The organism is Nocardia gamkensis NBRC 108242 (genome assembly GCF_001612985.1).
GTDB lineage: Bacteria > Actinomycetota > Actinomycetes > Mycobacteriales > Mycobacteriaceae > Nocardia > Nocardia gamkensis.
Window position 1 is genome coordinate 56,758 of sequence record NZ_BDBM01000032.1, and the last position, 19,012, is coordinate 75,769.

A 19,012-nucleotide genomic window follows, 5' to 3' on the forward strand; every position below is an offset into this window, starting at 1 on the left:
GCCGCCAACCCCTTGTTCCAGGAAGGCTCGATCATGACCGCCGCAACACAAACCCTGACCTTCGATCGCAATATTCCGCGAGGCATCGTGCACCGGGAATCGATCGCCGAGGTCTTCCTCACCGACGCGCAGCCGATACCCGACGGTGCGGTGTTCGCCGCTCAATTGCCCCGCAACCACTCGTATTTCAGTGACCATCGGGGTACCGCGACCACCTACGATCCGCTCCTGCTCATCGAGGTGTTCCGGCAGGTCGCGATCTATTACGCGCACACCTTCCTCGGGGTGGCCCGCGCGGAGAAGTTCATCTTCGGTTCGGCGGATTTCACCATCGCCGACCCCGACACCCTGCGGATCGGCAATTGCCCGGGGCACTGCGTCATCGAGGCGCGGGTGATCGGCGAGAAGCGCCGTGACGATCAGATCATCGGCCTGTCGCTCGAGATGGTCGCCGAGATCGAGGGCAGGGAAGCCGCACGGGAGGTGATGGTCTACCAGTGGATGCCCGCCGCGGTGTGGAACCGGATCAGGGTGCGCGGGCGCGAAGCGCTGGGTTTGCCCGCCCAGCACGTGATTCCGGGGCAAGTGCCGGTCGCGCGAATGCGGCCGGGTTCGGTGGGCAGGCACAACCCGCGCAATGCGATCCTCGCGAATCCGGTGCTGTCGGGCAGGCATGAGCTGACGGCGCTGACCATCATCGACACCGACCATCCCTCCCTGTTCGATCATGCCCTCGATCATGTTCCCGGCATGTTGCAGTTCGAAGCGGCCCGACAGGTCGCGATGGCGGCCGCGAACGCCGTCCTCGGCTTGGACACCAGTCGCATGGTGATGCAGCGGCTCGGGATCGAGTTCACCAAGTTCGGTGAATTCGAGCGTGAGACCATCGCCAGGGCCACCGTCGCTGCGCTTCCCGGTGCGGGCGGCGGCGTGCGGGCGCAGGTGGACCTGTCCCAGGGCGCGGATGTGATCGCCGTCGGCGAGGTGGAGCTGCGCTTCCGTCCGGCCGATGTCGGGACGATGGTCCAGTGACCGCCGCGAAGACGGCAGGGCCGTTCGTCTGGTTCGATTTCGGCGGGGTGCTCTCACCGCCGCTCGACGACCTGTTCGAGCGCTACGAGGAGGTCGCGGGCATTGCGCCCGACCTGTTGAAGTTCGCCATCGCCGAGGTGGGCGCCGAATACGGGCTCGCGCCGCTGGCGCCGATCGAACTGGCGCTGCTCGACGAACGGGAGTGGGTCGGCAAGCTGCACGCCGTGCTCAGGGCCAAACAACCCGAGATCGACCTCTCGCGCAGCGAACCCGACTTCGGCAGGCAGTGGTTCGCCGGCCACCGGGCCAACAGCGCGGTCCGCGACTTCGCGATCGAGCTGGCCGAGGGCGGTACCCCGGTCGGGGTGCTCAGCAACAATGTCGTCGAGTGGGAGCCCTACTGGCACGCCATAATCGATCTGGACGGGGTCTTGAGCGCCCTGATCGATTCGTGCAAGGTCGGGGTCCGCAAACCCGATCCGGAGATCTTCGCCCTCGCCGCCGAGCAGGCGGGCGTCGCCTCCGGCCAGTGCCTGCTGATCGACGACCTCGCCGAGAACTGCGCCGCGGCACGGCAATCCGGCTGGCAGGCGGTGCAGTTCCGTGATGCCGGGCAGGCGATCGCCGAGGTGCGCGAGGCGCTGGAACGATGGCCGGGCTGAGCGCCGTCTCACCAGGTGCCGGCAAGGTAGCCGTCCGGACGGACCAACGCACAGGTCCACGCCTGGTCCGGGGTCACCTTGCCGGTCACCGTGATCGTGCCGGCGGGAGAGTGCGGTACCGGGACGTGCTCGTCGGGCCGGATCGCCACGAACCGGCCCGCCCGCAGCAGCTCGGTGAGAGTCCGCACACCGCCGTCTGCCTCGGTGACCACCAGATCGTCCTGGAATCCGGACTGGAACTGGCCGCTGATGAGCTGGGCGACGGCGTCGTGGATCGCCGGGATCGCGAGCATTGCCAGCATCGCCGCACGCAGCTCGGGCTCGCGGGGGTTCATCATCCGCGATTGCAGCACGGTGTTGGCGACCACCGCGGCCGCGACGGCGACCCGTTCACGCGAGTACTCGTCGAGGACGGCGGGCCGCTCGTGTCCGGTGATCACTCGGGCCAGCCGCCAGCCCAGCGCGAACGCGTCCTGCATGCCGGTGTTGAGGCCCTGGCCGCCGAGGGGATAGTGGCTGTGCGCAGCGTCGCCTGCCAGCAGCAGCCGTCCGTCCCGCAGGCGGGTGCGGTAGCGGCCGTAGTCGCTGAAACGGGTGAGGTGGCTGATCCCGCTCAGCGCGGGCGGTGCGCCGAGCACATATTCCAGGCGCTGCCGGTACTCTCGCGCGTCGGGCTCGGGCCGGTGGTCGAGGGCGCCGCTGAAATCCATGGCGATGATGCGCGCGGGTCCGTGGGGATTCGGATTGTGCAGGGTCCATCCGGACGGCGTCGGATGCCAGCCCGGCGGGATCCCGCCGTCCGGGGCCGTGACCGCCAGTCCGGCAATGGCGTTCATGGTCGCCGGGTACACCTGCGCCGGGAAATCGCCGATGCGGGCGACGAGGCTGCGGGCACCGTCGGCGCCGACGGCGTAGCGGGCGCGGACATGCAGCGAGCGATGTCCGGCCTCGGCGGCCACCTCGGCCACCACCGCGTCGTCGTCGGCCTCGAGGCCGGTGACGGTGTGACCGCGCAGGATTCGTGCGCCGAGATGACCCGCGCGCTCCTCGAAGGCCGCCTCCAGCCGTGCCTGCGGAATGCCCGCGATCGGACCGGGCTCGACGCCGGGCGCACTGATCATCAGCACCGGTTGCGCCGCGAACTGGAACGGGGACCGCCGCACGCCGTGCGGATCACGCTGTATCGCTTCGGAAGTCGCGGAGGGCAGATATCCGCGGCGGGCCAGCAGCGACAGCGACCGGGCGTGCACCGTGCCCGCCCGCGGGCGCTGGTCGAGTTCGGTGCGGGTCTCGACCACGACGACCCGGATGCGTTGCAGTGCCAGCTCGGCGGCGACCAGCATGCCGACCGGCCCGCCACCGACCACCAGGACATCGGTGTCGATGTCGGTGTCGACCGGATGCGGTCGGGGCCGGTGCGCCGTGCTCATCACATGCTCCTGGGGCGAGGTCTGTCCGCGGCAGCGGTTGTACGAAGCTCGAAGTACCTACTAGGATCATAGTACCTACTAATCGAGTAGTACCTATCGTACGTCTCGAAGTCCTCCCATCCACCGTGCCGAGTCCAATTCCGACCGCCTCAGGGGGTATTCATGTCGACCGTCACCACCGAAACCGAAACCCGCGGCGCACCACCCAGCGGTGCCACACTGCCCGTAGTGCTCACCGCCCAGTTCGTCACGCCGATGGCCATCGCAGGCACCGCCATCGCCCTTCCGCTCATCTCGCAGGACCTCGGATCGAATCCCGCCGCGCTGCAATGGGTCGTCAACGGGTTCAATGTCGCCTTCGCCCTCACCACGTTGCTGTGGGGCGCGGTCAGCGACCGCATCGGACATCGGCGCACCTTCGGGATCGGCACCGCGCTCGTCGTCGCGGGCAGTATCGGCAGCGTCGCCGCACCGAACCTGTTCGTCCTCGACCTGGCCCGCGTCGTCGCGGGCATCGGCGCCGCGGCCATCCTGACCGGCGCCACCGCGCTGCTGTCAGCGGCCTACGAGGGGGCCCGCCGGACCAGGGCGTTCGCCGTCTTCGGCACCGTGAACGGGCTCGGTCTCGCGCTCGGCCCCACCATCTCCGGCATCCTCATCTCACTGCTGGACTGGCGGGGCGTCTTCCTGGTGCACGCGGTGATCCTCGCGGCCGCCGGCGTCGGCACGCGGGTGCTGCCCGCCGCGAAACCCGCTGTCGTCGAACACGGCCCGATCCTCGATCTCGGTCTGCTGCGCAATCGGGAATTCCTGGCCATGTGCCTGGTTCCGGTCGCCGGATCGATCGGCTTCGTCACCCTGCTGACCTACCTGCCTTCGGCGTTGAGCGGCATCACCGACCTCTCGGCGGGCGCGTCCGGATTGCTCATGCTCGCGATGACCATTCCGGTCTTCGTCGCGCCGGTGGCAATCGGCCACCTCGTCACCCGCTTCCCGGCGCTGACCGTCGGCAGGGTGGTCTACCTCGCGCTGGGCGCCGCGATCCTCGGCAACGCCGGTGTGCTCGCGCTCTCCCAGGACCGTTCGGTGGCCTGGATCATCGTGCCGATGGTGTTGCTCGGCCTCGGTTTCGGCCTGCCCATCGGCCTCGTCGACGGTCATGCGCTCTCCGTGGTGCCCGTCGAGCGCGGCGGCACCGCCGCGGGCTTGCTGAACTTCTTCCGCATCGGCAGCGAAGCGCTGTTCGTCGCCGGTTACGCCATCGTGCTCGCTGCGGTCGTCGGCACCCGGCTCAGCGGGAAGGCCGCCGACGACACCGCCGCGGGCCAGTTCGGCCATCCCGACGTCTACCGCTCCGCCTTCACCATCACTGTCGGCGTGCTCATCGCCCTGCTCGTGGTGCTCACCATCCTCATCGTCGCGGTGCGCGGCAACGCACGAGCCACCGAGAACCGGGACATCGGTTCCAGTCCAGAAGGAGTCACCTCATGACCCACGCACTCGACACGGTCCGGGTCGATCTCGACGGCATCGCCAATATCGCGCCGCCGCTCATGATCGAACCATTACCGCAGCGTTCCACCGGCGGCTTATCACAGGTGAAACTGCCCAGCGGCCACACCGCGGTGCACGTGACCGCCTACCGCGACGTGCACGCGGTCCTGACCGACCTCAGCTTCGCGCGCGCCGAGACCAACGTCGAGGACGGGCCGAGCTTCCTGCCGACCATCATGCCGACGGAAATGCTGCTCAACCTCGACCACCCCGGTCACGGGCGGCTCAAAGGCTTCGTGGCCTCCGCCTACAGTGCCGCCACCATGGCCCGGCGAGCGCCCGCGGTGCACCGGGTACTCGACGACGCGCTCGCCGAACTGCGCGAACAGCACGAGCGCGGATCGGCCGATCTCGTTCGGGCGCTGCTGGATCCGGTGACCATCGGCGTCAACGTCGACTATCTCGGCATACCGACTGCCGACATCGGCTATTTCCGGCATCTGTCGCGGGCGATGCAGCTCGGCGACGGCAGCGATGTGGACAAGCTGCTGGGCGAGTTCTGGACCCTGTACCACTACATCGAGGATCTCGTCGCCCGGCGGCGTGAGCTGCGGCCCGGCCTGATCCTCGACCTGCTCGCGGCGCGCGATTCCGTGTCGCCGCCGGTCACCGACGGGGAGTACGCAGCCATCCTGCTCGGCTCACTGGTCGGTGGCGACCAGAACATCCTGTCGGTGATCACCAAGATCGCCTACGTGACACTCGCCAGGCCGGAGCTGTGGCAGTACCTGGTGGACAATCCGGACTCCATCCCCGCCGCGGTGGAGGAGTTCCTGCGGTTGCTACCGCTGGGACGGATCTCGACCTTCCCGCGCGTCACCACCCGTGAACTCACGCTGTCACAGGGGACGCTGTATCCCGGCGACATCGTCTACGCCGACGCGCATTCGGCCAACCGTGATCCCGAGGTGTACCCGGACCCGGCGGTGATCGACCCGGCCCGTAACGGCAAGCGGCACCTGCAATTCGGCTACGGCATGCACCACTGCATGGGTGCGGCCATGGCGCGTATGGAGATCACAGAGGTGCTGCGCAGGCTCGTCACCGAGCTGCCGACGCTCCAGCTCGCCGTACCCGAGGGCCGAATCCCTTGGGAGACCGGCATTCTCGTCCACCGGCCGACATCGCTGCCGGTCACGTGGTAGCCGGCGCGGCCGGATGACGACCCCTGTCGGCGTCGAGAATCGCCGCCAGCAGGCCGGGAAAAACCTTTTCCATGTCCTCGCGTCGCAGGCTCGTCATCCGGCCGTTGCCGACATCACGCTGCCGGATCAACCCCGCCTTGCGCAGCACCCGGAAGTGATGCGTGCGCGTCGATGGCGCCCACGGCATCCCGAACACACTGCAGAACTGCTCGGTTCCCTCCGGCTCGGCATATAGTTGCGCGATCACACTGCGCCGATTGTCATCGGCGAGCGCGGCAAGCACCGCGGAGAGATCGAACTCCTCGATATCGGGATGCCCATCCGCATCGGTCACGACCCACTCCTTTCTACCGCACCAGCCCGCGAGCGGCTGCCGAAGGTATGAAATCTATAGTACCTACGGGTCGGGGTTTCGGACGTGGCGGGTTGGGCCCCCGATCGTCCCGACTTCTTGGAAAAAGCGAGAAACCCGCGCCGTAGCGCGGGTTTCCGGTCTGTCAGCTCTCAGATGGCGCGGACGCTCTGAGCCTGCGGGCCCTTCTGGCCCTGCCCGATCTCGAACTCGACACGCTGCCCCTCATCGAGGGACTTGAATCCGGAGCCGGAAATCTCGGAGTAGTGAACGAAAACGTCGGGACCGCCACCGTCTTGCGCGATGAACCCGAAGCCCTTTTCGCCGTTAAACCACTTCACACTGCCTTGCGTCATGTACTTTGTATTACTTCCTGTAGTAAGCCGAGCGATCACTTCGACAGCCCGTGCTCATCATCAAGCATGCCACATCCCCAGCTCCCCATCACCACGACCACGGCGGCACAGGCCAACGCCGCAGGCTGGACACCGCTCCAGGTCGGCACATACCGGTACCTTGACCGACCGCCGAGCGTGCCGTGCCGGCGATCACTGGAGACGGCACTCGTGCTCAGCTCAGTGTGAACGTCGCCGTACCCGAGATCTGTTCCATCTCTCTGTTGTTCGAGTCCAGCGCGACGATTCGAGCCTCCACCCGGCCGACGCCCGGCGCCGTGCCGAAGCCGACGATCACGCCGTCAACCGTGTCTTGGACGACACCGTTCACGACGCGGTGCTGCTGCCCGTCCGCGTATCCGCTATCGAGGTTCTTGAAGCGCACAGCAACCTTCCAGTCCGAGCAGCCCTCCCCGGTCTGGGTGACGTTCACCCGCACGCCGAATGTGCCGGCCTTCTCCTGCTGCACGGTGACCGCGTCGATGATCGCGGAGCAGCTGGTCGGCACCAGACGCGTCAGGGTCGGCGTGAACGGAAAGCCTGGGTCATGCGGTATGGCGGTAGACGGCGCTGCGAACCCGACCATCCCGGCGACGGTCACCGCTGCGACGACACCGGCGCGAGCCAAAAACCGTTGCGGCTGCTTGTAATTCAGAGACATGCCCGGTTTGTCGGGTCACCGGCAGCCGGTGTTACGGCAGTCGTCGCGTTAGCAGAATCACTGTAACGCGGGACCGAAAGCCATTCCAGCTCCTGATATCTCAGCATCATCGCTGATCCGACGGGGGAACGCGGTGGGCAGCGAGCGGTGAGAGACCCGCGCGGCTCGCGCCCGATCGCCGGGTGTGGTCGGGGGGCCGATTCGACCTTCCGGCGGTCAGGACGAGGGCTGGTCCGTTTTCCGGTCGCGTGGGGGCGGCAGCCGGAACAGGCCCTTGAGCCTGCGCAACGCCTCGATGTCTCCGGACACCGAGGCGGCACCGGTCTCGATCGCGTCGGCGAAGGACAGACCCTGGCTGGTGACATCCAGGAACGCCGCCTCGCCGATGGTGATGGTCGCGTCGGGGTGCTGGGCAGGCCCGTGTAGCGTCTCGATCGTCCCGTCGTCGATCCGGGCGTGGAAGACCTCGTCATCGATCCGGAACTCGTACACCGCGCGCAGCCCTGCTGCGGCCTCGGCGTCGAAGCAGGCCCGGACACCGAGCACCGCCCATCCGGGATGGAACGCCTCGGTCTCGCGGCGTTCGCCCATGGCCCACTTCAGGCCCCAGCGGGCCAGTCCCAGGAGCGGTGGTCCGAGTTCCTCGCCGGCCTCGGTGCGGGCGTACGCCGGGGTGCGGGCGGGCGGTGGGAGCGTGATTTTATGCGCGAGTCCCTCGCGTTCGAGGTGTTTGAGGCGGGCGGCGAGTAGGCCGGTGCCGAGGCCGCGCAGGCTGGCCTGGAGCCGCACCACTGAGATCGGTGGCCTCGGTGAACGTACGCAACGGCTGGGGGAGCAGACGCGCAGCCAGCCGGTCCGCGTGGTCGGTGTCGACGACTGTGACCACCTTCGTTCTCGTCCACGGCGCCTGGCACGGCCCGTGGGTCTGGGAGTGTGTCGCCCCGCTGCTGCACGCCGCCGGGGCGCACACCCTCACCCCGGATCTCAGCTCGGTCGGGGATTACGGTCTCCACGATCACGCCGCCATCGTCGCCGCCACCCTGGAACAATGAAAGGGAGAGTTTTGATGGCAAAGGTGCTTTACCGGGCGCAGGCACGTGTGGCCGGAGGCCGAAACGGTCACGGACGCACGTCCGACGGACAGCTGGATCTCCATCTGCGCCAACCCAAGGAATTGGGTGGTGACGGTGCGGGTACGAATCCGGAGCAGCTCTTCGCAATCGGGTACGCCGCCTGCTTCGGAACCACGCTCGCCCTCGTCGGGCAGCGCAGCAAGCTCCGCGCCGACGACGCGGAAATCGACTCTTCGGTCGCCTTGATCCCGACCGACGACAGCCGGTTCGAACTCGGCGTCGAGCTGCAGATCTTGCTGCCGTCGGTCACCGGCGAGCAGGCAGTGGGACTGGTAGAGACGGCCCACCAGGTCTGCCCCTACTCCAACGCCACGCGCGGCAACATCGACGTGACACCGGTGGTCAATGGCACCCGGCTGTGACATCGGCCCCGCTCTATTGTCGACGAGGGGAGCGGCGCTCGACTGCTGACGCCTCATCCTGGGCGGGGACGGGGTTCGGCTCGACCCGGAAGTCGAGCCCCCGGCCGGCGTCCAGCCGCTGACCGTCGGCGACAGCGACGCCCTCAGAGCTGTGCCGCAGCGGATCGGACCTTCGAAGTATGCGGTGGTTACTTCTTCCTCAGTCCGTCCAGGGCCTGCTGGGCTTGGCTTCTGGCGATCGCGCCGAGCTCGTTCAGCTCTACCGAGGGCTCGCCGTGCTGGCGCAGGATGGGGATTCGTACTCGCACCGAGACGTTGCTGTCCTGCACGCCGACGACGTAATCCATTCCAGTGGTGTAGCTGGAATCCGATAGAGCGGTGTGCCAGTAACCCTGGGCGCCGATTCCGGTGATCTCGCCGGAACCCGCCCCGGGCCCGGTAGTGGTGTCCTGGCGTTTCCAGTCGTTATAAGCGGGTGCGGCTCCGGCCGTTGTGAACTCGACGCGGAGGTCGATGGCCGCTTGATTCCAGTGGACACCGTCGCTCGCGAGGCTCTTGTAGCTGAATTGGCATGACAGGCGGCCGGTGTCATAGGCGCTCGGCGGGGTTTCGTGATGGTAGGGCGGCTGGTCCGGTGTGGACGACCACTTGTGCAATGGGGCTGGGTCGACCAGATCGCACGCATCGGAGATCCCGTTCATCGAATAGATTCCCGGCTCCGGTTCCGTACGCGGGGTAGTCGTGGCGGTAGATGATGTCGCCGGCGCTCCGGCGGGCCCGTCGACAGCGGCGGACCGACTGCCACTGTCGCCGTCGGCGATGATGATGCCGATCGCCACACCGGCGCCCAGCGCAGCCAGCAACGCCACGACACCAGCGGCGATCAGGCCTGGCTTACGATGACCGGCAGGCGAGGACGGGCCCTGCGGAACCGGTGGCTGATATCCCTGGCCAGGTGGGCCGTATTCGGTGTCGGGGCGTGTCCAGTCGCCGCTCGACAAGTGTGGTTGCCGCGCACGGATATCGGAGTCGTCCGGAATGGGGCGGTCGGGTGTGTGCCGCGGGTCTGTCATCTCTCGCAGCCCTTCGATTCCTCGACGTGCTCCCCGTCGAAACTCCTCAACTCAGCGCCGATCGTACTTTGCCGGTGGCCGTGTAGTCACCCGACCGTCCTCATCGGCCCGTTCGATCGATAGTTGCTAGTTCTGTCGCAGTCCGGCCAGCACCTTGCGGGCTTGGGATCTGGCGACCGAATCGAGTTCGTCCCTGTCCACCACCGGCGATTCCTTCTCGCGCGAGAGATCGATCTCCACCCGCACCGCGACACCGCCGTCCCATACGCACATCACGTATTCGGCGTCCACGATGCCACCGAAGTTGTCGGCTTCGAACTGCCAGTAACCTTGGGTGCCGATGCCGGTGAACTCCCCGGATGTCACCACCGAACCCTCATCGGCAAGGTCGGCGGCGCTGCGTTTCCAATGGTCGTACGTTCGCGAAGCCGAACCGTCCATGACGTCAGCCCGGACTTTGACCGCCGCGGTGTTCATCGGAAAGGTGTCGTCGGTCGAATTGCCATAGTTGATATTGCAATTCAGGATGCCGAAGTTGCCGGACGACGCAGTTTCCTCATGTGCGGGATCGCCGAGCGGCGCGGAGGCCCACCTGGTCAATGGGGTGCGATCGACAAGGTCGCACGCATTGGTGATCGCCTTCATCGAATAGGTCACCGGTCCCGGCGGCGCGGTGGCCGAGGCACCGGCCGGAACGGTATCGCTGTCTCGATCACGCACGGCGACACCGATCACCACCCCGATCGCCAGCACCATCGCTCCTAGCCCGGCAACACCGGCAACAACCAACCCCGGCTTGCGGCGCCCGGCCTGCTGCGTCGGATACGCCTGTGGAAAGGGTTGTTGCGGCGGCCAGTGGCCCGGCCCGGTGTGCTGGTGCCCGACGACCGGCTGGCCAGAGAACGAAGCCGCCATGTGAGAGTAGACGCCCGAATCCGGAACCGGCCGTTCATCTGTCGTCGAATCCGATTGCCGTGCAACGAAGTCGGCGTCGCCCGCCCGTACCTGATCACCTGAATCGTACGGAGCACCAGTCATTCCCGTAGCCCCTCCGGTCCTGGACGGACCCCCGCCACGTCGTCGAGTCGGCCCTGATCATAACTGTTCGATCGGAACCGGTCGAACACTCCTACCGTTCCTACGAGCAGGCCACCGCCGCACCAAACGGCAACTGCGCGTATTCAGCCCGGCCGAAGGCGGCGCCGAACACGTCGGACTCGACAACCTTCCCTAAGTCAGTGAGTTCATCGCAGACTGGGTCGCTGACACCTTCACCGAACTGGCGGCGACAGTGGCATGAGGTGATGGCCCCCGTTGCGGTATCAGCTCGCTGCTGGGCATCCGGCCGAAGCGGGACGAGGAACGCCGATGATTCGATTCCATTCGTCGGGGGAGAGGTCGCCGGCGGCGATATCGCAGGCCGTGCGAATCAACGTGGCGGGATCGATCGCACGCTCGACCAGTTTGCCGGGTTTCTCGTGGGAATCTTCGGTGGCGGTCACCAGGTAACCGCCGTCGGGGGAGAGCCCGACACCGGTTTTGCCGATCTCGCCGGGGTTCACAGCTGGAATATGTGCGAGTGTGATGCCGCTCGCGGCGTCCGCGAGGATGATCGAACCGTCCTTTTTGACTCGTGCGACGAGCGAGCCGTTGTCAGCACCGCTGAGGGCCACCGTTCACCTGAGCCAGTGAATTCGGATACGGCGTATCCGAATTACGCCGCTTCGTCAAGGCCGGCGGAAGGTTGCGGAGCCGCTCGCATTTCGCGGCGAGGAGTCGCACTCCGGCTCGAAGCGGGACGGGGAGATGAAGTGGTGCACGTCACACGGGTTCGTGTCATGTTTCGGCGGTCGATGGTGTCTTGAGGGCATGACCAAAGAAGGAACCCTCCACAACGTCGTTGTCCTCGGTGGCGGCTACGCTGGAACACTCGCGGCCAACCGTCTGCGGATGCGCACCGATACCACCATCACGCTGGTCAATCCCCGCCCGGAGTTCGTCGATCGAGTCCGGCTGCATCAGTTCGTCGCCGGGACCGGCGACGCGACGATCGATTACGGCACGCTGCTCGGCGAGGGCATCCGGTTGGTTGTCGACAGCGCCACGCGCATCGACACCGCCGCCCGTACGGTGCGGCTGGCGTCAGGTCGTACGCTGGACTACGACCACGTCATCTACGCTGTCGGCAGCACCGCGGCGATACCAGCCGTGCCCGGCGCGGCCGAGTTCGCTTTCCCCGTCGCCGAATTCGAGTCCGCGCAGCGGCTGCGCGCCAGACTGGACGAACTGCCCCTCGATGCTCCGATCACGGTGGTCGGTGGCGGGCCGACCGGCATCGAGACGGCCGCCGAACTGGCCGAACAGAAACGCACGGTCACGCTGGTGTGCGGCGGAACCCTGAATCCGTCATTGAGCCCGCGCGGTCGCCGGTATGTCACCAAGTGGCTGTCCCGGCACGGTGTCGCTGTGCTGGAAGCCGGCCGGGTGAGCGAGGTCGGGCCGGACACGGTCGTCTTGACCGGCGGTGCGGTGCGTGCGAGCGCACTCACCATCTGGACCGCGGGTTTCGGCGTACCAGGATTGGCCGCGGCGAGCGGGCTCCGAACCGACACGCTCGGCAGGCTGCTCACCGATGAGACGCTGACCAGCATCGACGACGACCGCATCGTCGCAACCGGCGACGCCGCCGCACCCTCGGGCCAACCGCTGCGGATGAGCGGCCAGGGCGCCGGGCCGCTCGGGGCGCAGGCCGCCGACACCGTGCTGAGCCACATCGCGGCCACCGAACCCGCAGTGATCGACCTGGCCCTCACCGGGACGTGCATCAGCCTCGGCCGTAGTGTCGGCATCCGGCAACTCGCCCGGAAGGACGACATGGCGGTGAACCTCTACATCGGCGGCCGCGCTGGCGCCAGGATCAAGGAGCTGTCCTGCAAGATCGGGGTCGGGAAGATCCGCCGCGAGGCCCACAAGCCGGGTTCGTTGCTCTGGCCCAAGGGTGGCCCGCGACCCGCACAGCCCGACTCCGCCGCACCGGTAGTCACCTCCGTATGACGACCGACGAGCATGCCGAACGATTTACCCTGCTGCGGCCGCTGCTGTTCACGATCGTCTACGAAATCCTCGGCTCGGCGACCGAATCCGACGACGTGCTGCAGGACAGCTACCTGCGGTGGGCCCAGGTGGACCTGGCGAAGATACACGACACCAGGTCGTATCTGGCACGGCTGGTGACCCGCCAGGCGCTCAACGCGGTGCGGGCCGGCGCGCGCCGTCGCGAGGACTACATCGGCCCGTGGCTGCCCGAACCGCTGCTCCTCGACGAGAAGGAGGCCTCAGCGGATCTGATCCTCGCCGAATCGGTGACGATGGCGATGCTCGTGCTGCTGGAAACGCTGAGTCCCGACGAGCGTGCGGTCTTCGTGCTGCGGGAGGTATTCGACTTCGGCTACGACGAAATCGCCGCGACGTTAGGGAAATCCGTGATGACGGTGCGTCAGGTGGCCCACCGCGCCCGCTCCCATGTGCACGCGCGGCGCAAACGTTTCGAGCCGGTCGACGCGGCCGAGATCGCGCAGATCACCCAGCAGTTCATGACAGCGGCGACCACCGGCGACACACAAGGCCTGCTCGCGCTGCTCGCTCCCGACGCCACCTGGACCGCCGACAGCGGCGGCAAGGTCACCGCGGCGCGCCGACCGGTAGTTGGCGCCGAGAAAGTGGCCGCGGCCCTCGTCAACATCTTCCACAGGAGGCGACGGACGTCGGACGTGCGAATCGAGATGGTCAACTACAACAACACGCCCGCGATGGTCGCCTACAGCGGCGGCCATCTGGAAGGGGTCTTCCTGATCGAGATCCTCGACGGCAAGATCGCCAACGTCTACGCCATCCGCAACCCCGACAAACTCGCCACAGTCGCGGTTCCGCGCCGGATCAGCCGGTAGTCGACCCGCCGGTGTGAAGTGAGCCGCGCGGGCGGGAAAAGGTTCAGCGCACGTAGTCGGTGTTCCGTAAGCCGTTCCGCTCGAGCTGCACAACCCGTCATCATCGCTGGTCCAGCTATCAGTGTTGTTTTTCACGCGATTACTACCGGGACCCTTGCATGCGGAGCGCGAGGCCGCTTCGGGTCCGCTGCGCGACCGCGAAGGCGATTGTTGTCCAGGTGATTGACCAAGATGCTAATATCGGAGACGCTGTAACCATTATGACTGGACGAGTTGCTGCAGATGGGCAGGCCGACCCGGGCTCCGTCGTTCGTGGCGTGAGCGACGGAGGGAGCCCGAGGGAAACGCCGTCATCGCCGAGGTTGTCGAGGACCTCGTGCGAATCCTCGACGCAGATGCCGCGGGCATCGACGATCCAACCGGCATCGTCCGGGCGCATATGCGTGCGCTCGGCGAGGTCGGCATCGGAGATCCCGATATCGCCGCGATTGTGCTCTCGGTGAGATACCAAATCCTGGAAGACCCAGCGATCAGCTCGCGTCTAGCGGTAGGAATCCGCGCCGGTGTGTCGGCGGGATGCTTCCGAACTCACGACCTCGGCGCCGCTCTCGATCTGGTCGGTGGAGTCGCCCTGGCAATTCTGCGAACGTCGCAGCGTGATCCGGCGGCGGTGACGGCGGGGTGGATCGAGAGCCTCACCGATCAGGTGCTGGTGGCACTGGGACACCGTTGAAGCGCTAGCCCTGCAAACGTCGAGTCCCGAGCGAGGAGGTGGCCCCTGAGCGAGTGCGCCTCTAAAATAGAGGCATGAATGAAAGTCTGGTTCTTCCCAGCTGGCGGAGTGGCGACATGAAGTGGGTCACGAGTTTGTTGTGTACGGACTCGACGTTCTCCAGTCCAGTCGCCGACTACCACGGACGCGCGGATGTGGCGCACATGCTGGGGTTGATCGCGACAGTTCTGGAAGGAGTGGAACAGACCGGTAGGTGGGGTGGCGAGCGGGATCGCCTGTTCGCGTTCACCGCTCGGGTGGACGGCCACGAGCTGCAGGGCATATTGCGAGAGGAGTTCGCCACAGCGGGTGGGCTCGAACACGTGACGCTGTTATTGCGGCCCTATCGCGTGCTGCGCACGGCAATCGCGAAAATGGCGCAGCAGCTGAAGGTTTCGCCGTTGACCGGGCAATCGGCATAGTGGTGGAAGCCACGGCTCCGCGCCCGGGACGTCCGGTTCGAGGGTCGACGTCGGGGCGGCCGATCATGGCCCTGTTCGACCTGATCGGGCGGCGGTGGATGTTGCGGATCATCTGGGAACTCGACCGAGCCGATCATCCTCCGACCTTTCGGGAGCTGCGCACGGCGTGCGGCGACATCTCGTCGAGTGTGCTCACCCGGCGGCTGCACGAGCTCGTCGAAGCACGCATCGTCGAACACGTCACCGGTTACGCGCTGACACCGCTCGGCCGCGGGCTCGTCCGCCATCTCGAACCGGTCACCGAGTGGGCGGAGACCTGGGCGGAGCAACTCCATTGATACCGCCGTACCGCATGGAAACTTCGACCGCGACGTACGCGGGGACTACACGGATCGTGCTTGCGTGCTCCTTCGCGGAGTGGGCGTGAGTGAGTTCATAGAGCCCGCGCCACCTTCGCAAGTAGGTTCTGGAATATGGATAACGACGGACCCAGCCGGACAGCGCTCATCACGGCGTACGCCCGCGCCTATCACCAGATCGCCGACCGACCACAGATCTTCACCGACCCCCTGGCGGCCCGTCTGCTCGGCGTCACCGCAGAGGAACTGACCGAATCGGGCACGCCCACAACCGATCACCTCGGTGACCGGGTCAGCGATCGGCCCCGCCGACTGTTTTTCGCCGCACGCGCGCGCTTCGCCGAGGACGCCGTGGCCACGGCCATCGCCGCTGGTGTGCGGCAGGTCGTGATCCTCGGCGCGGGCCTGGACACCTTCGCCTATCGCAATCCGCTCCCGGACGTGCGCGTCTTCGAGGTCGACCATCCCGCCACCCAAGCGTGGAAACGCGAACGCCTCACTGCCGCCGGAATCGACCTGCCTGAGACATTGACCTTCGTGCCGGTCGATTTCGAAACCCACACGCTGGCAGAAGGATTGGAATCGACGGGATTGAAACGGACGGACCCTGCCGTATTCGTGTGGCTCGGCGTCGTCTTCTATCTGACTCCGAACGCCGCCCACGCCACTCTCGAATACATCGCTGGTCAGGCCCAGCCGGTCGAGGTGGTCTTCGACTACCTGCAGCCCGCGGACAGCGGCGAGGACCGTGCGCACCAGCAGGCCCGTGCCGATCGGCTGGCCGGCGTCGGCGAACCCGTGCTCAGCTACTTCACGCCCGAGGACATCGCCGCACAGCTGCGCGCCTTGGGCTTCACCGACCTCGAAGACCACTCCGCCCCCGACCTCGTCGCCCGCTACCTCGACGGATCCGAACGATTCGGAGGCGAACCGCCCAGCGCACTGCGCGCGATCCGCATACTGCGCGCGAGCCGCTGAGGATTGCGCGCCACGCCGACCAGCACCACGTCTGTCGACGGCTGGCATCTCCGGCATCAGCCTCTGAACTGCACAAACTCAGAGAAATACGGGAACGCACGTGGGCGGAGCCCCGCAGACCATGCCCACCCGCACACCGTCTTGAATAGCGTCGGGTCACGGTACGCCGTCAGGGCCCCCTCAGGTGCCCCTGAACGCAGTCGGTATCGGCCAGGAGGATCCGGCGAGGGGGGCGTCCGGCTGCTGAGCCGGGAGCAACCGGCCGGTGAAGCCGGCGTCGACGAGCCTGGTGTAGGCCGCCATCACATCGGTGGGTACGTCCTGCTCGATAGCACGTCCTTGCTGTGGGTAGACCCAGATGCGCTGGGTGTCTCCCACCAGCATGGTGATCACCCGGTCGACGTCGCCGATGCTGTCGATGTACTCCTGCAGCGGCATGGGCTGTGATCCACAGATCACGTCGAGCTCGGGCCACTGCTTGCGGCAGATGGCGTAGCTTCGCCGCTGTTGGTAGGGGCGGGAAATCAGCATCGCGGAGGCGATCGCAATCCCGCGATCGGCCAAGAGCGCGCGGGTGAATCCGATGTTGTCGGGTGTGTGCCTCGCCGCGGGTTCGACCAGAATCGCCGAGTCGGGGACACCGAGGCCATGCGCGTGCTCGCGGAAGTGCACAGCCTCACCGCGGGGAAAACGTTCGACAGTGGTCGGCGCGTTCGCGCCGGTGAACACGATCAGAGGAAACACGCCTCGGTGGTAGAGATGCGCGGCGTAGGTGGCTACGCCCGGGTCGTGTCCGCCGAGACCGATTCCGACGTCTACGGGGCGTACCGGGTGGTCCATCTGGTTGTAGCGCCACAGCGTTTCCACGTCGGCGCGCAGCTCCTCGGGCAAGGTCGTTGCAGGCATGGGTGCGTGTCCTCAGGGTGGATGGACCGTAAGGTCTGTCGTGTGACCGCGACCTGACGACTGTAGGTGAGGATCAATGTGGCCGGGCGCATTCATGCGCGACGTATCCGAGGTCGCCGACGAGACGCCGCTGGCCGAGATTCTTTCGCAGATCATCGTCACCGGCAGCTCTGGAACGGTGCAGACCTGGCGGATATTCACCCGGGTCGGCTGAGAGTGTTGGTGTCGCTGCCGTAGTGCACAATCGGGCGTATGGCACGATCCCTGCCCGAGGGCGAATCGCTTCTGGTGCGTACCGACTTCACCGACGACGTGGCGTGGGCCCAAACCCTCGCGGCGGTCATCGCGTCCTACGACGAAGATACGGTGACGGAGCTGACGCCCGTCGACGATGTGTCCTTCGACGGGCTGACCCCCGCCGACCTGGCTGATCTGGTCGATGGCCAGACCTATGTGTTCCTCGCCGACGCCACCACGATGACCGACCCCGAGCATCCAGTGCTGGTGGTCGATACCAGCGACGAGGATGTCCGAGGCGACGGCGACCCGGTGTTCCGGATCGCGCCGAGCGCGATGGCCGAGGTCGAGGTCAACTTCTTGCTCGCCAATATGGACTTCGAGGACTACGCCGACGGCGTCGACGACGACGGTGTTTTCCGCGGCTTCGATCGGTGAGCGCGGCCGGCTTCATGGCCGGCCACTGTGGAGAAATGGATGGACGACTTGCCCCTTGCTGAACGACAGTGCGCCGGTACGGCCGCCCACAGCCGCACCTAGTTCCAGCGTTGGGCAATCGACCGCCACCGGGTACAAGCCATATATCGGCCAACCGATACAGCCTCTGGACAGTACTCCGGTGACGTCGGATTCACCGATCGGATCGGTCCGGTCCGATTGAGCGCCAGCGATTTTCGCCGAGAGGTGACGTCAGCATCCGCTGGTATAGCCAACCGTGCCTCAGCCACCCGCCACTGCGGAGGTGATGTCCGCGGCGAGCGTGCGTTCCAAGTGCGTCACCGCACCATCCTGCGCGGCGGCGAGAAATGCATTCAGCAACCGGGCGTGTGCCGTCGGGTGCACGACTGCGCGGCGCGGCCGGCCCAGATGCAAGCGAGCACGCCGCGCCAGCTGTCTGGCGTTGGCCTCGCTGATGCCGAGTCTTTCCGCGACATCCCGGAACGAGTAGTCGAATGCCTCACGCAGCACGAAGACCGCGCGTTCGGTCGGCGACAGGCGTTGCAGCAGAAGCGCAACGGCGTCCTCGAGGGCCGCGGATCTTTCGCTGACCAGTGACGGGTCCTCGACGGTCGTGACGTGCTCCGGTAACCAATGATCGACCGGAATCTCCCGGCGGGCCCGGGCCGAGCCGATGGAGTTCAGGGAGACGCGTGTCGTGATGGTCACCAGGAAGGCGAGTCGATCCCGAACCTGCGCGCGGTCGGTGCGCTGCCAGCGCAGCCAGACATCCTGCACGACGTCCTCGGCGTCGGCCGCGCGGCCGAGCATCCGGTATGCGACTCCGAACAGACGCGGGCGGACACACTGGAAATCCGTCACCAGACCGGTCTCCTCCGGTGCTGGTCGCTGCGTGAGGTCCGACTCGGGCAGGGCGGTTGCGGTGCTCATCGGGCTCATGGCGAGGTCCTTTCGCGGGGGCTCGATCGCCACCTACCGGCGATCGAACGAGCGGCCCGGACGAGCCGCACCCCCACGGTCGCCCGCCGCGGGCGCCGATCGCGCCCTTGAAGATCCCGGGCGAATCCCTGGGGCGAGGCGGCCAGGGACACGTGACCCGTGCCCGCCTCGGCCCCGGGGAACGCGGGTGCCCG

The 19,012-nt window shown here is 66.7% G+C and carries 23 protein-coding genes; 13 read left to right on the forward strand and 10 right to left on the reverse strand.

Annotated elements, in window-relative coordinates; genetic code table 11:
- The first annotated feature begins 33 nt into the window (after positions 1-33).
- Complete coding sequence (locus NG1_RS24045) at positions 34-1,032, forward strand: AfsA-related hotdog domain-containing protein (protein WP_051175793.1); 999 nt, start codon at positions 34-36, stop codon at positions 1,030-1,032.
- Complete coding sequence (locus NG1_RS24050; protein WP_062974387.1) at positions 1,029-1,694, forward strand: HAD family hydrolase; 666 nt, start codon at positions 1,029-1,031, stop codon at positions 1,692-1,694. The genes NG1_RS24045 and NG1_RS24050 overlap by 4 nt, the downstream gene beginning before the upstream one ends.
- A gap of 8 nt (positions 1,695-1,702) precedes the next feature.
- On the opposite strand, the gene NG1_RS24055 is transcribed toward NG1_RS24050, so the two are convergent.
- On the reverse strand, positions 1,703-3,124 hold the full coding sequence (locus NG1_RS24055) for an FAD-dependent monooxygenase (RefSeq protein ID WP_062974388.1): 1,422 nt from the start codon (positions 3,122-3,124) through the stop codon (positions 1,703-1,705).
- A 162-nt stretch (positions 3,125-3,286) separates the two neighbouring features.
- Between NG1_RS24055 and NG1_RS24060 the strand changes: the two genes are divergently transcribed.
- Both NG1_RS24060 and NG1_RS24065 read left to right on the forward strand, forming a co-directional pair.
- Positions 3,287-4,615: an MFS transporter gene (locus NG1_RS24060; protein WP_062974391.1), complete on the forward strand. Its 1,329-nt coding sequence runs from the start codon at positions 3,287-3,289 to the stop codon at positions 4,613-4,615.
- On the forward strand, positions 4,612-5,823 hold the full coding sequence (locus tag NG1_RS24065) for a cytochrome P450 (protein ID WP_062974393.1): 1,212 nt from the start codon (positions 4,612-4,614) through the stop codon (positions 5,821-5,823). The genes NG1_RS24060 and NG1_RS24065 overlap by 4 nt, the downstream gene beginning before the upstream one ends.
- Here NG1_RS24065 and NG1_RS24070 read toward each other — a convergent pair.
- The 4 genes from NG1_RS24070 to NG1_RS24085 all read right to left on the reverse strand — a co-directional run bounded on the left by NG1_RS24070 (position 5,813) and on the right by NG1_RS24085 (position 8,020).
- Positions 5,813-6,157, reverse strand: a complete 345-nt coding sequence (locus NG1_RS24070) for an ArsR/SmtB family transcription factor (protein WP_062974395.1) — start codon at positions 6,155-6,157, stop codon at positions 5,813-5,815. The two genes, NG1_RS24065 and NG1_RS24070, sit on opposite strands and share 11 nt — an antisense overlap.
- Positions 6,158-6,327: 170 nt before the next feature.
- A complete protein-coding gene (locus NG1_RS24075; protein WP_040871014.1) occupies positions 6,328-6,531 on the reverse strand; it encodes a cold-shock protein in 204 nt (67 codons plus the stop codon).
- Between the two features lie 214 nt (positions 6,532-6,745).
- Positions 6,746-7,171: a hypothetical protein gene (locus NG1_RS24080; protein WP_245660022.1), complete on the reverse strand. Its 426-nt coding sequence runs from the start codon at positions 7,169-7,171 to the stop codon at positions 6,746-6,748.
- Positions 7,172-7,447: 276 nt separating this feature from the next.
- Positions 7,448-8,020, reverse strand: coding sequence for a winged helix-turn-helix transcriptional regulator (locus tag NG1_RS24085; RefSeq protein WP_210750077.1), 573 nt, complete (start codon positions 8,018-8,020; stop codon positions 7,448-7,450).
- An 89-nt stretch (positions 8,021-8,109) separates the two neighbouring features.
- Between NG1_RS24085 and NG1_RS37895 the strand changes: the two genes are divergently transcribed.
- Complete coding sequence (locus NG1_RS37895) at positions 8,110-8,283, forward strand: alpha/beta fold hydrolase (protein WP_210750076.1); 174 nt, start codon at positions 8,110-8,112, stop codon at positions 8,281-8,283.
- 14 nt (positions 8,284-8,297) lie between these two features.
- Positions 8,298-8,726, forward strand: coding sequence for an organic hydroperoxide resistance protein (locus NG1_RS24090; RefSeq protein ID WP_062974399.1), 429 nt, complete (start codon positions 8,298-8,300; stop codon positions 8,724-8,726).
- Positions 8,727-8,914: 188 nt separating this feature from the next.
- Here the strand turns inward: NG1_RS24090 and NG1_RS24095 are convergent, their stop codons facing one another.
- The 3 genes from NG1_RS24095 to NG1_RS24105 form a co-directional block, all read right to left on the reverse strand.
- Positions 8,915-9,565 (reverse strand): hypothetical protein, encoded by a 651-nt coding sequence (locus NG1_RS24095; RefSeq protein ID WP_157114194.1) that lies wholly within the window; start codon positions 9,563-9,565, stop codon positions 8,915-8,917.
- Between the two features lie 360 nt (positions 9,566-9,925).
- The gene (locus tag NG1_RS24100) at positions 9,926-10,837 is read right to left on the reverse strand and encodes a hypothetical protein (RefSeq protein WP_157114195.1); all 912 of its coding nucleotides are present in this window, start codon (positions 10,835-10,837) and stop codon (positions 9,926-9,928) included.
- A gap of 284 nt (positions 10,838-11,121) precedes the next feature.
- On the reverse strand, positions 11,122-11,472 hold the full coding sequence (locus NG1_RS24105) for a hypothetical protein (protein WP_062974404.1): 351 nt from the start codon (positions 11,470-11,472) through the stop codon (positions 11,122-11,124).
- A gap of 196 nt (positions 11,473-11,668) precedes the next feature.
- Here NG1_RS24105 and NG1_RS24110 point away from each other — a divergent pair, with 196 nt between their 5' ends.
- From NG1_RS24110 to NG1_RS24135, 6 genes are all read left to right on the forward strand, one after another.
- Complete coding sequence (locus tag NG1_RS24110) at positions 11,669-12,853, forward strand: NAD(P)/FAD-dependent oxidoreductase (RefSeq protein WP_062974406.1); 1,185 nt, start codon at positions 11,669-11,671, stop codon at positions 12,851-12,853.
- Positions 12,850-13,746, forward strand: a complete 897-nt coding sequence (gene sigJ, locus NG1_RS24115) for an RNA polymerase sigma factor SigJ (protein ID WP_062974408.1) — start codon at positions 12,850-12,852, stop codon at positions 13,744-13,746. Before NG1_RS24110 ends, sigJ begins: the two co-directional genes overlap by 4 nt.
- Before the next feature lie 376 nt (positions 13,747-14,122).
- Positions 14,123-14,479 (forward strand): hypothetical protein, encoded by a 357-nt coding sequence (locus tag NG1_RS24120; protein WP_062974410.1) that lies wholly within the window; start codon positions 14,123-14,125, stop codon positions 14,477-14,479.
- Between the two features lie 74 nt (positions 14,480-14,553).
- A complete protein-coding gene (locus NG1_RS24125; protein ID WP_157114196.1) occupies positions 14,554-14,940 on the forward strand; it encodes a hypothetical protein in 387 nt (128 codons plus the stop codon).
- 65 nt (positions 14,941-15,005) lie between these two features.
- Entirely contained in the window at positions 15,006-15,278 is a 273-nt protein-coding gene (locus tag NG1_RS24130; RefSeq protein ID WP_174315497.1) for a winged helix-turn-helix transcriptional regulator, read from the forward strand.
- Between the two features lie 135 nt (positions 15,279-15,413).
- A complete protein-coding gene (locus tag NG1_RS24135) occupies positions 15,414-16,277 on the forward strand; it encodes a class I SAM-dependent methyltransferase (RefSeq protein ID WP_062974414.1) in 864 nt (287 codons plus the stop codon).
- A gap of 180 nt (positions 16,278-16,457) precedes the next feature.
- Here the strand turns inward: NG1_RS24135 and NG1_RS24140 are convergent, their stop codons facing one another.
- Positions 16,458-17,183, reverse strand: a complete 726-nt coding sequence (locus NG1_RS24140; protein WP_084499149.1) for a YdcF family protein — start codon at positions 17,181-17,183, stop codon at positions 16,458-16,460.
- A 252-nt stretch (positions 17,184-17,435) separates the two neighbouring features.
- Between NG1_RS24140 and NG1_RS24145 the strand changes: the two genes are divergently transcribed.
- On the forward strand, positions 17,436-17,858 hold the full coding sequence (locus tag NG1_RS24145; protein WP_062974416.1) for a DUF6924 domain-containing protein: 423 nt from the start codon (positions 17,436-17,438) through the stop codon (positions 17,856-17,858).
- A gap of 282 nt (positions 17,859-18,140) precedes the next feature.
- Here NG1_RS24145 and NG1_RS24150 read toward each other — a convergent pair whose 3' ends face one another.
- The gene (locus tag NG1_RS24150; protein WP_245660023.1) at positions 18,141-18,818 is read right to left on the reverse strand and encodes a sigma-70 family RNA polymerase sigma factor; all 678 of its coding nucleotides are present in this window, start codon (positions 18,816-18,818) and stop codon (positions 18,141-18,143) included.
- Positions 18,819-19,012: the final 194 nt, after the last annotated feature.

Bases quoted from the DNA above. Each gene is read 5' to 3' on its own strand.
- NG1_RS24125 (WP_157114196.1), top strand. From the start codon at position 14,554: ATGAATGAAAGTCTGGTTCTTCCCAGCTGGCGGAGTGGCGACATGAAG.
- sigJ (WP_062974408.1), top strand. From the start codon at position 12,850: ATGACGACCGACGAGCATGCCGAACGATTTACCCTGCTGCGGCCGCTG.
- NG1_RS24065 (WP_062974393.1), top strand. From the start codon at position 4,612: ATGACCCACGCACTCGACACGGTCCGGGTCGATCTCGACGGCATCGCC.
- NG1_RS24090 (WP_062974399.1), top strand. From the start codon at position 8,298: ATGGCAAAGGTGCTTTACCGGGCGCAGGCACGTGTGGCCGGAGGCCGA.
- NG1_RS24055 (WP_062974388.1), bottom strand. From the start codon at position 3,124: ATGAGCACGGCGCACCGGCCCCGACCGCATCCGGTCGACACCGACATC.
- NG1_RS24135 (WP_062974414.1), top strand. From the start codon at position 15,414: ATGGATAACGACGGACCCAGCCGGACAGCGCTCATCACGGCGTACGCC.
- NG1_RS24130 (WP_174315497.1), top strand. From the start codon at position 15,006: ATGGCCCTGTTCGACCTGATCGGGCGGCGGTGGATGTTGCGGATCATC.
- NG1_RS24150 (WP_245660023.1), bottom strand. From the start codon at position 18,818: ATGAGCCCGATGAGCACCGCAACCGCCCTGCCCGAGTCGGACCTCACG.
- NG1_RS24060 (WP_062974391.1), top strand. From the start codon at position 3,287: ATGTCGACCGTCACCACCGAAACCGAAACCCGCGGCGCACCACCCAGC.
- NG1_RS24140 (WP_084499149.1), bottom strand. From the start codon at position 17,183: ATGCCTGCAACGACCTTGCCCGAGGAGCTGCGCGCCGACGTGGAAACG.
- NG1_RS24145 (WP_062974416.1), top strand. From the start codon at position 17,436: ATGGCACGATCCCTGCCCGAGGGCGAATCGCTTCTGGTGCGTACCGAC.
- NG1_RS24100 (WP_157114195.1), bottom strand. From the start codon at position 10,837: ATGACTGGTGCTCCGTACGATTCAGGTGATCAGGTACGGGCGGGCGAC.
- NG1_RS24110 (WP_062974406.1), top strand. From the start codon at position 11,669: ATGACCAAAGAAGGAACCCTCCACAACGTCGTTGTCCTCGGTGGCGGC.
- NG1_RS24075 (WP_040871014.1), bottom strand. From the start codon at position 6,531: ATGACGCAAGGCAGTGTGAAGTGGTTTAACGGCGAAAAGGGCTTCGGG.
- NG1_RS24045 (WP_051175793.1), top strand. From the start codon at position 34: ATGACCGCCGCAACACAAACCCTGACCTTCGATCGCAATATTCCGCGA.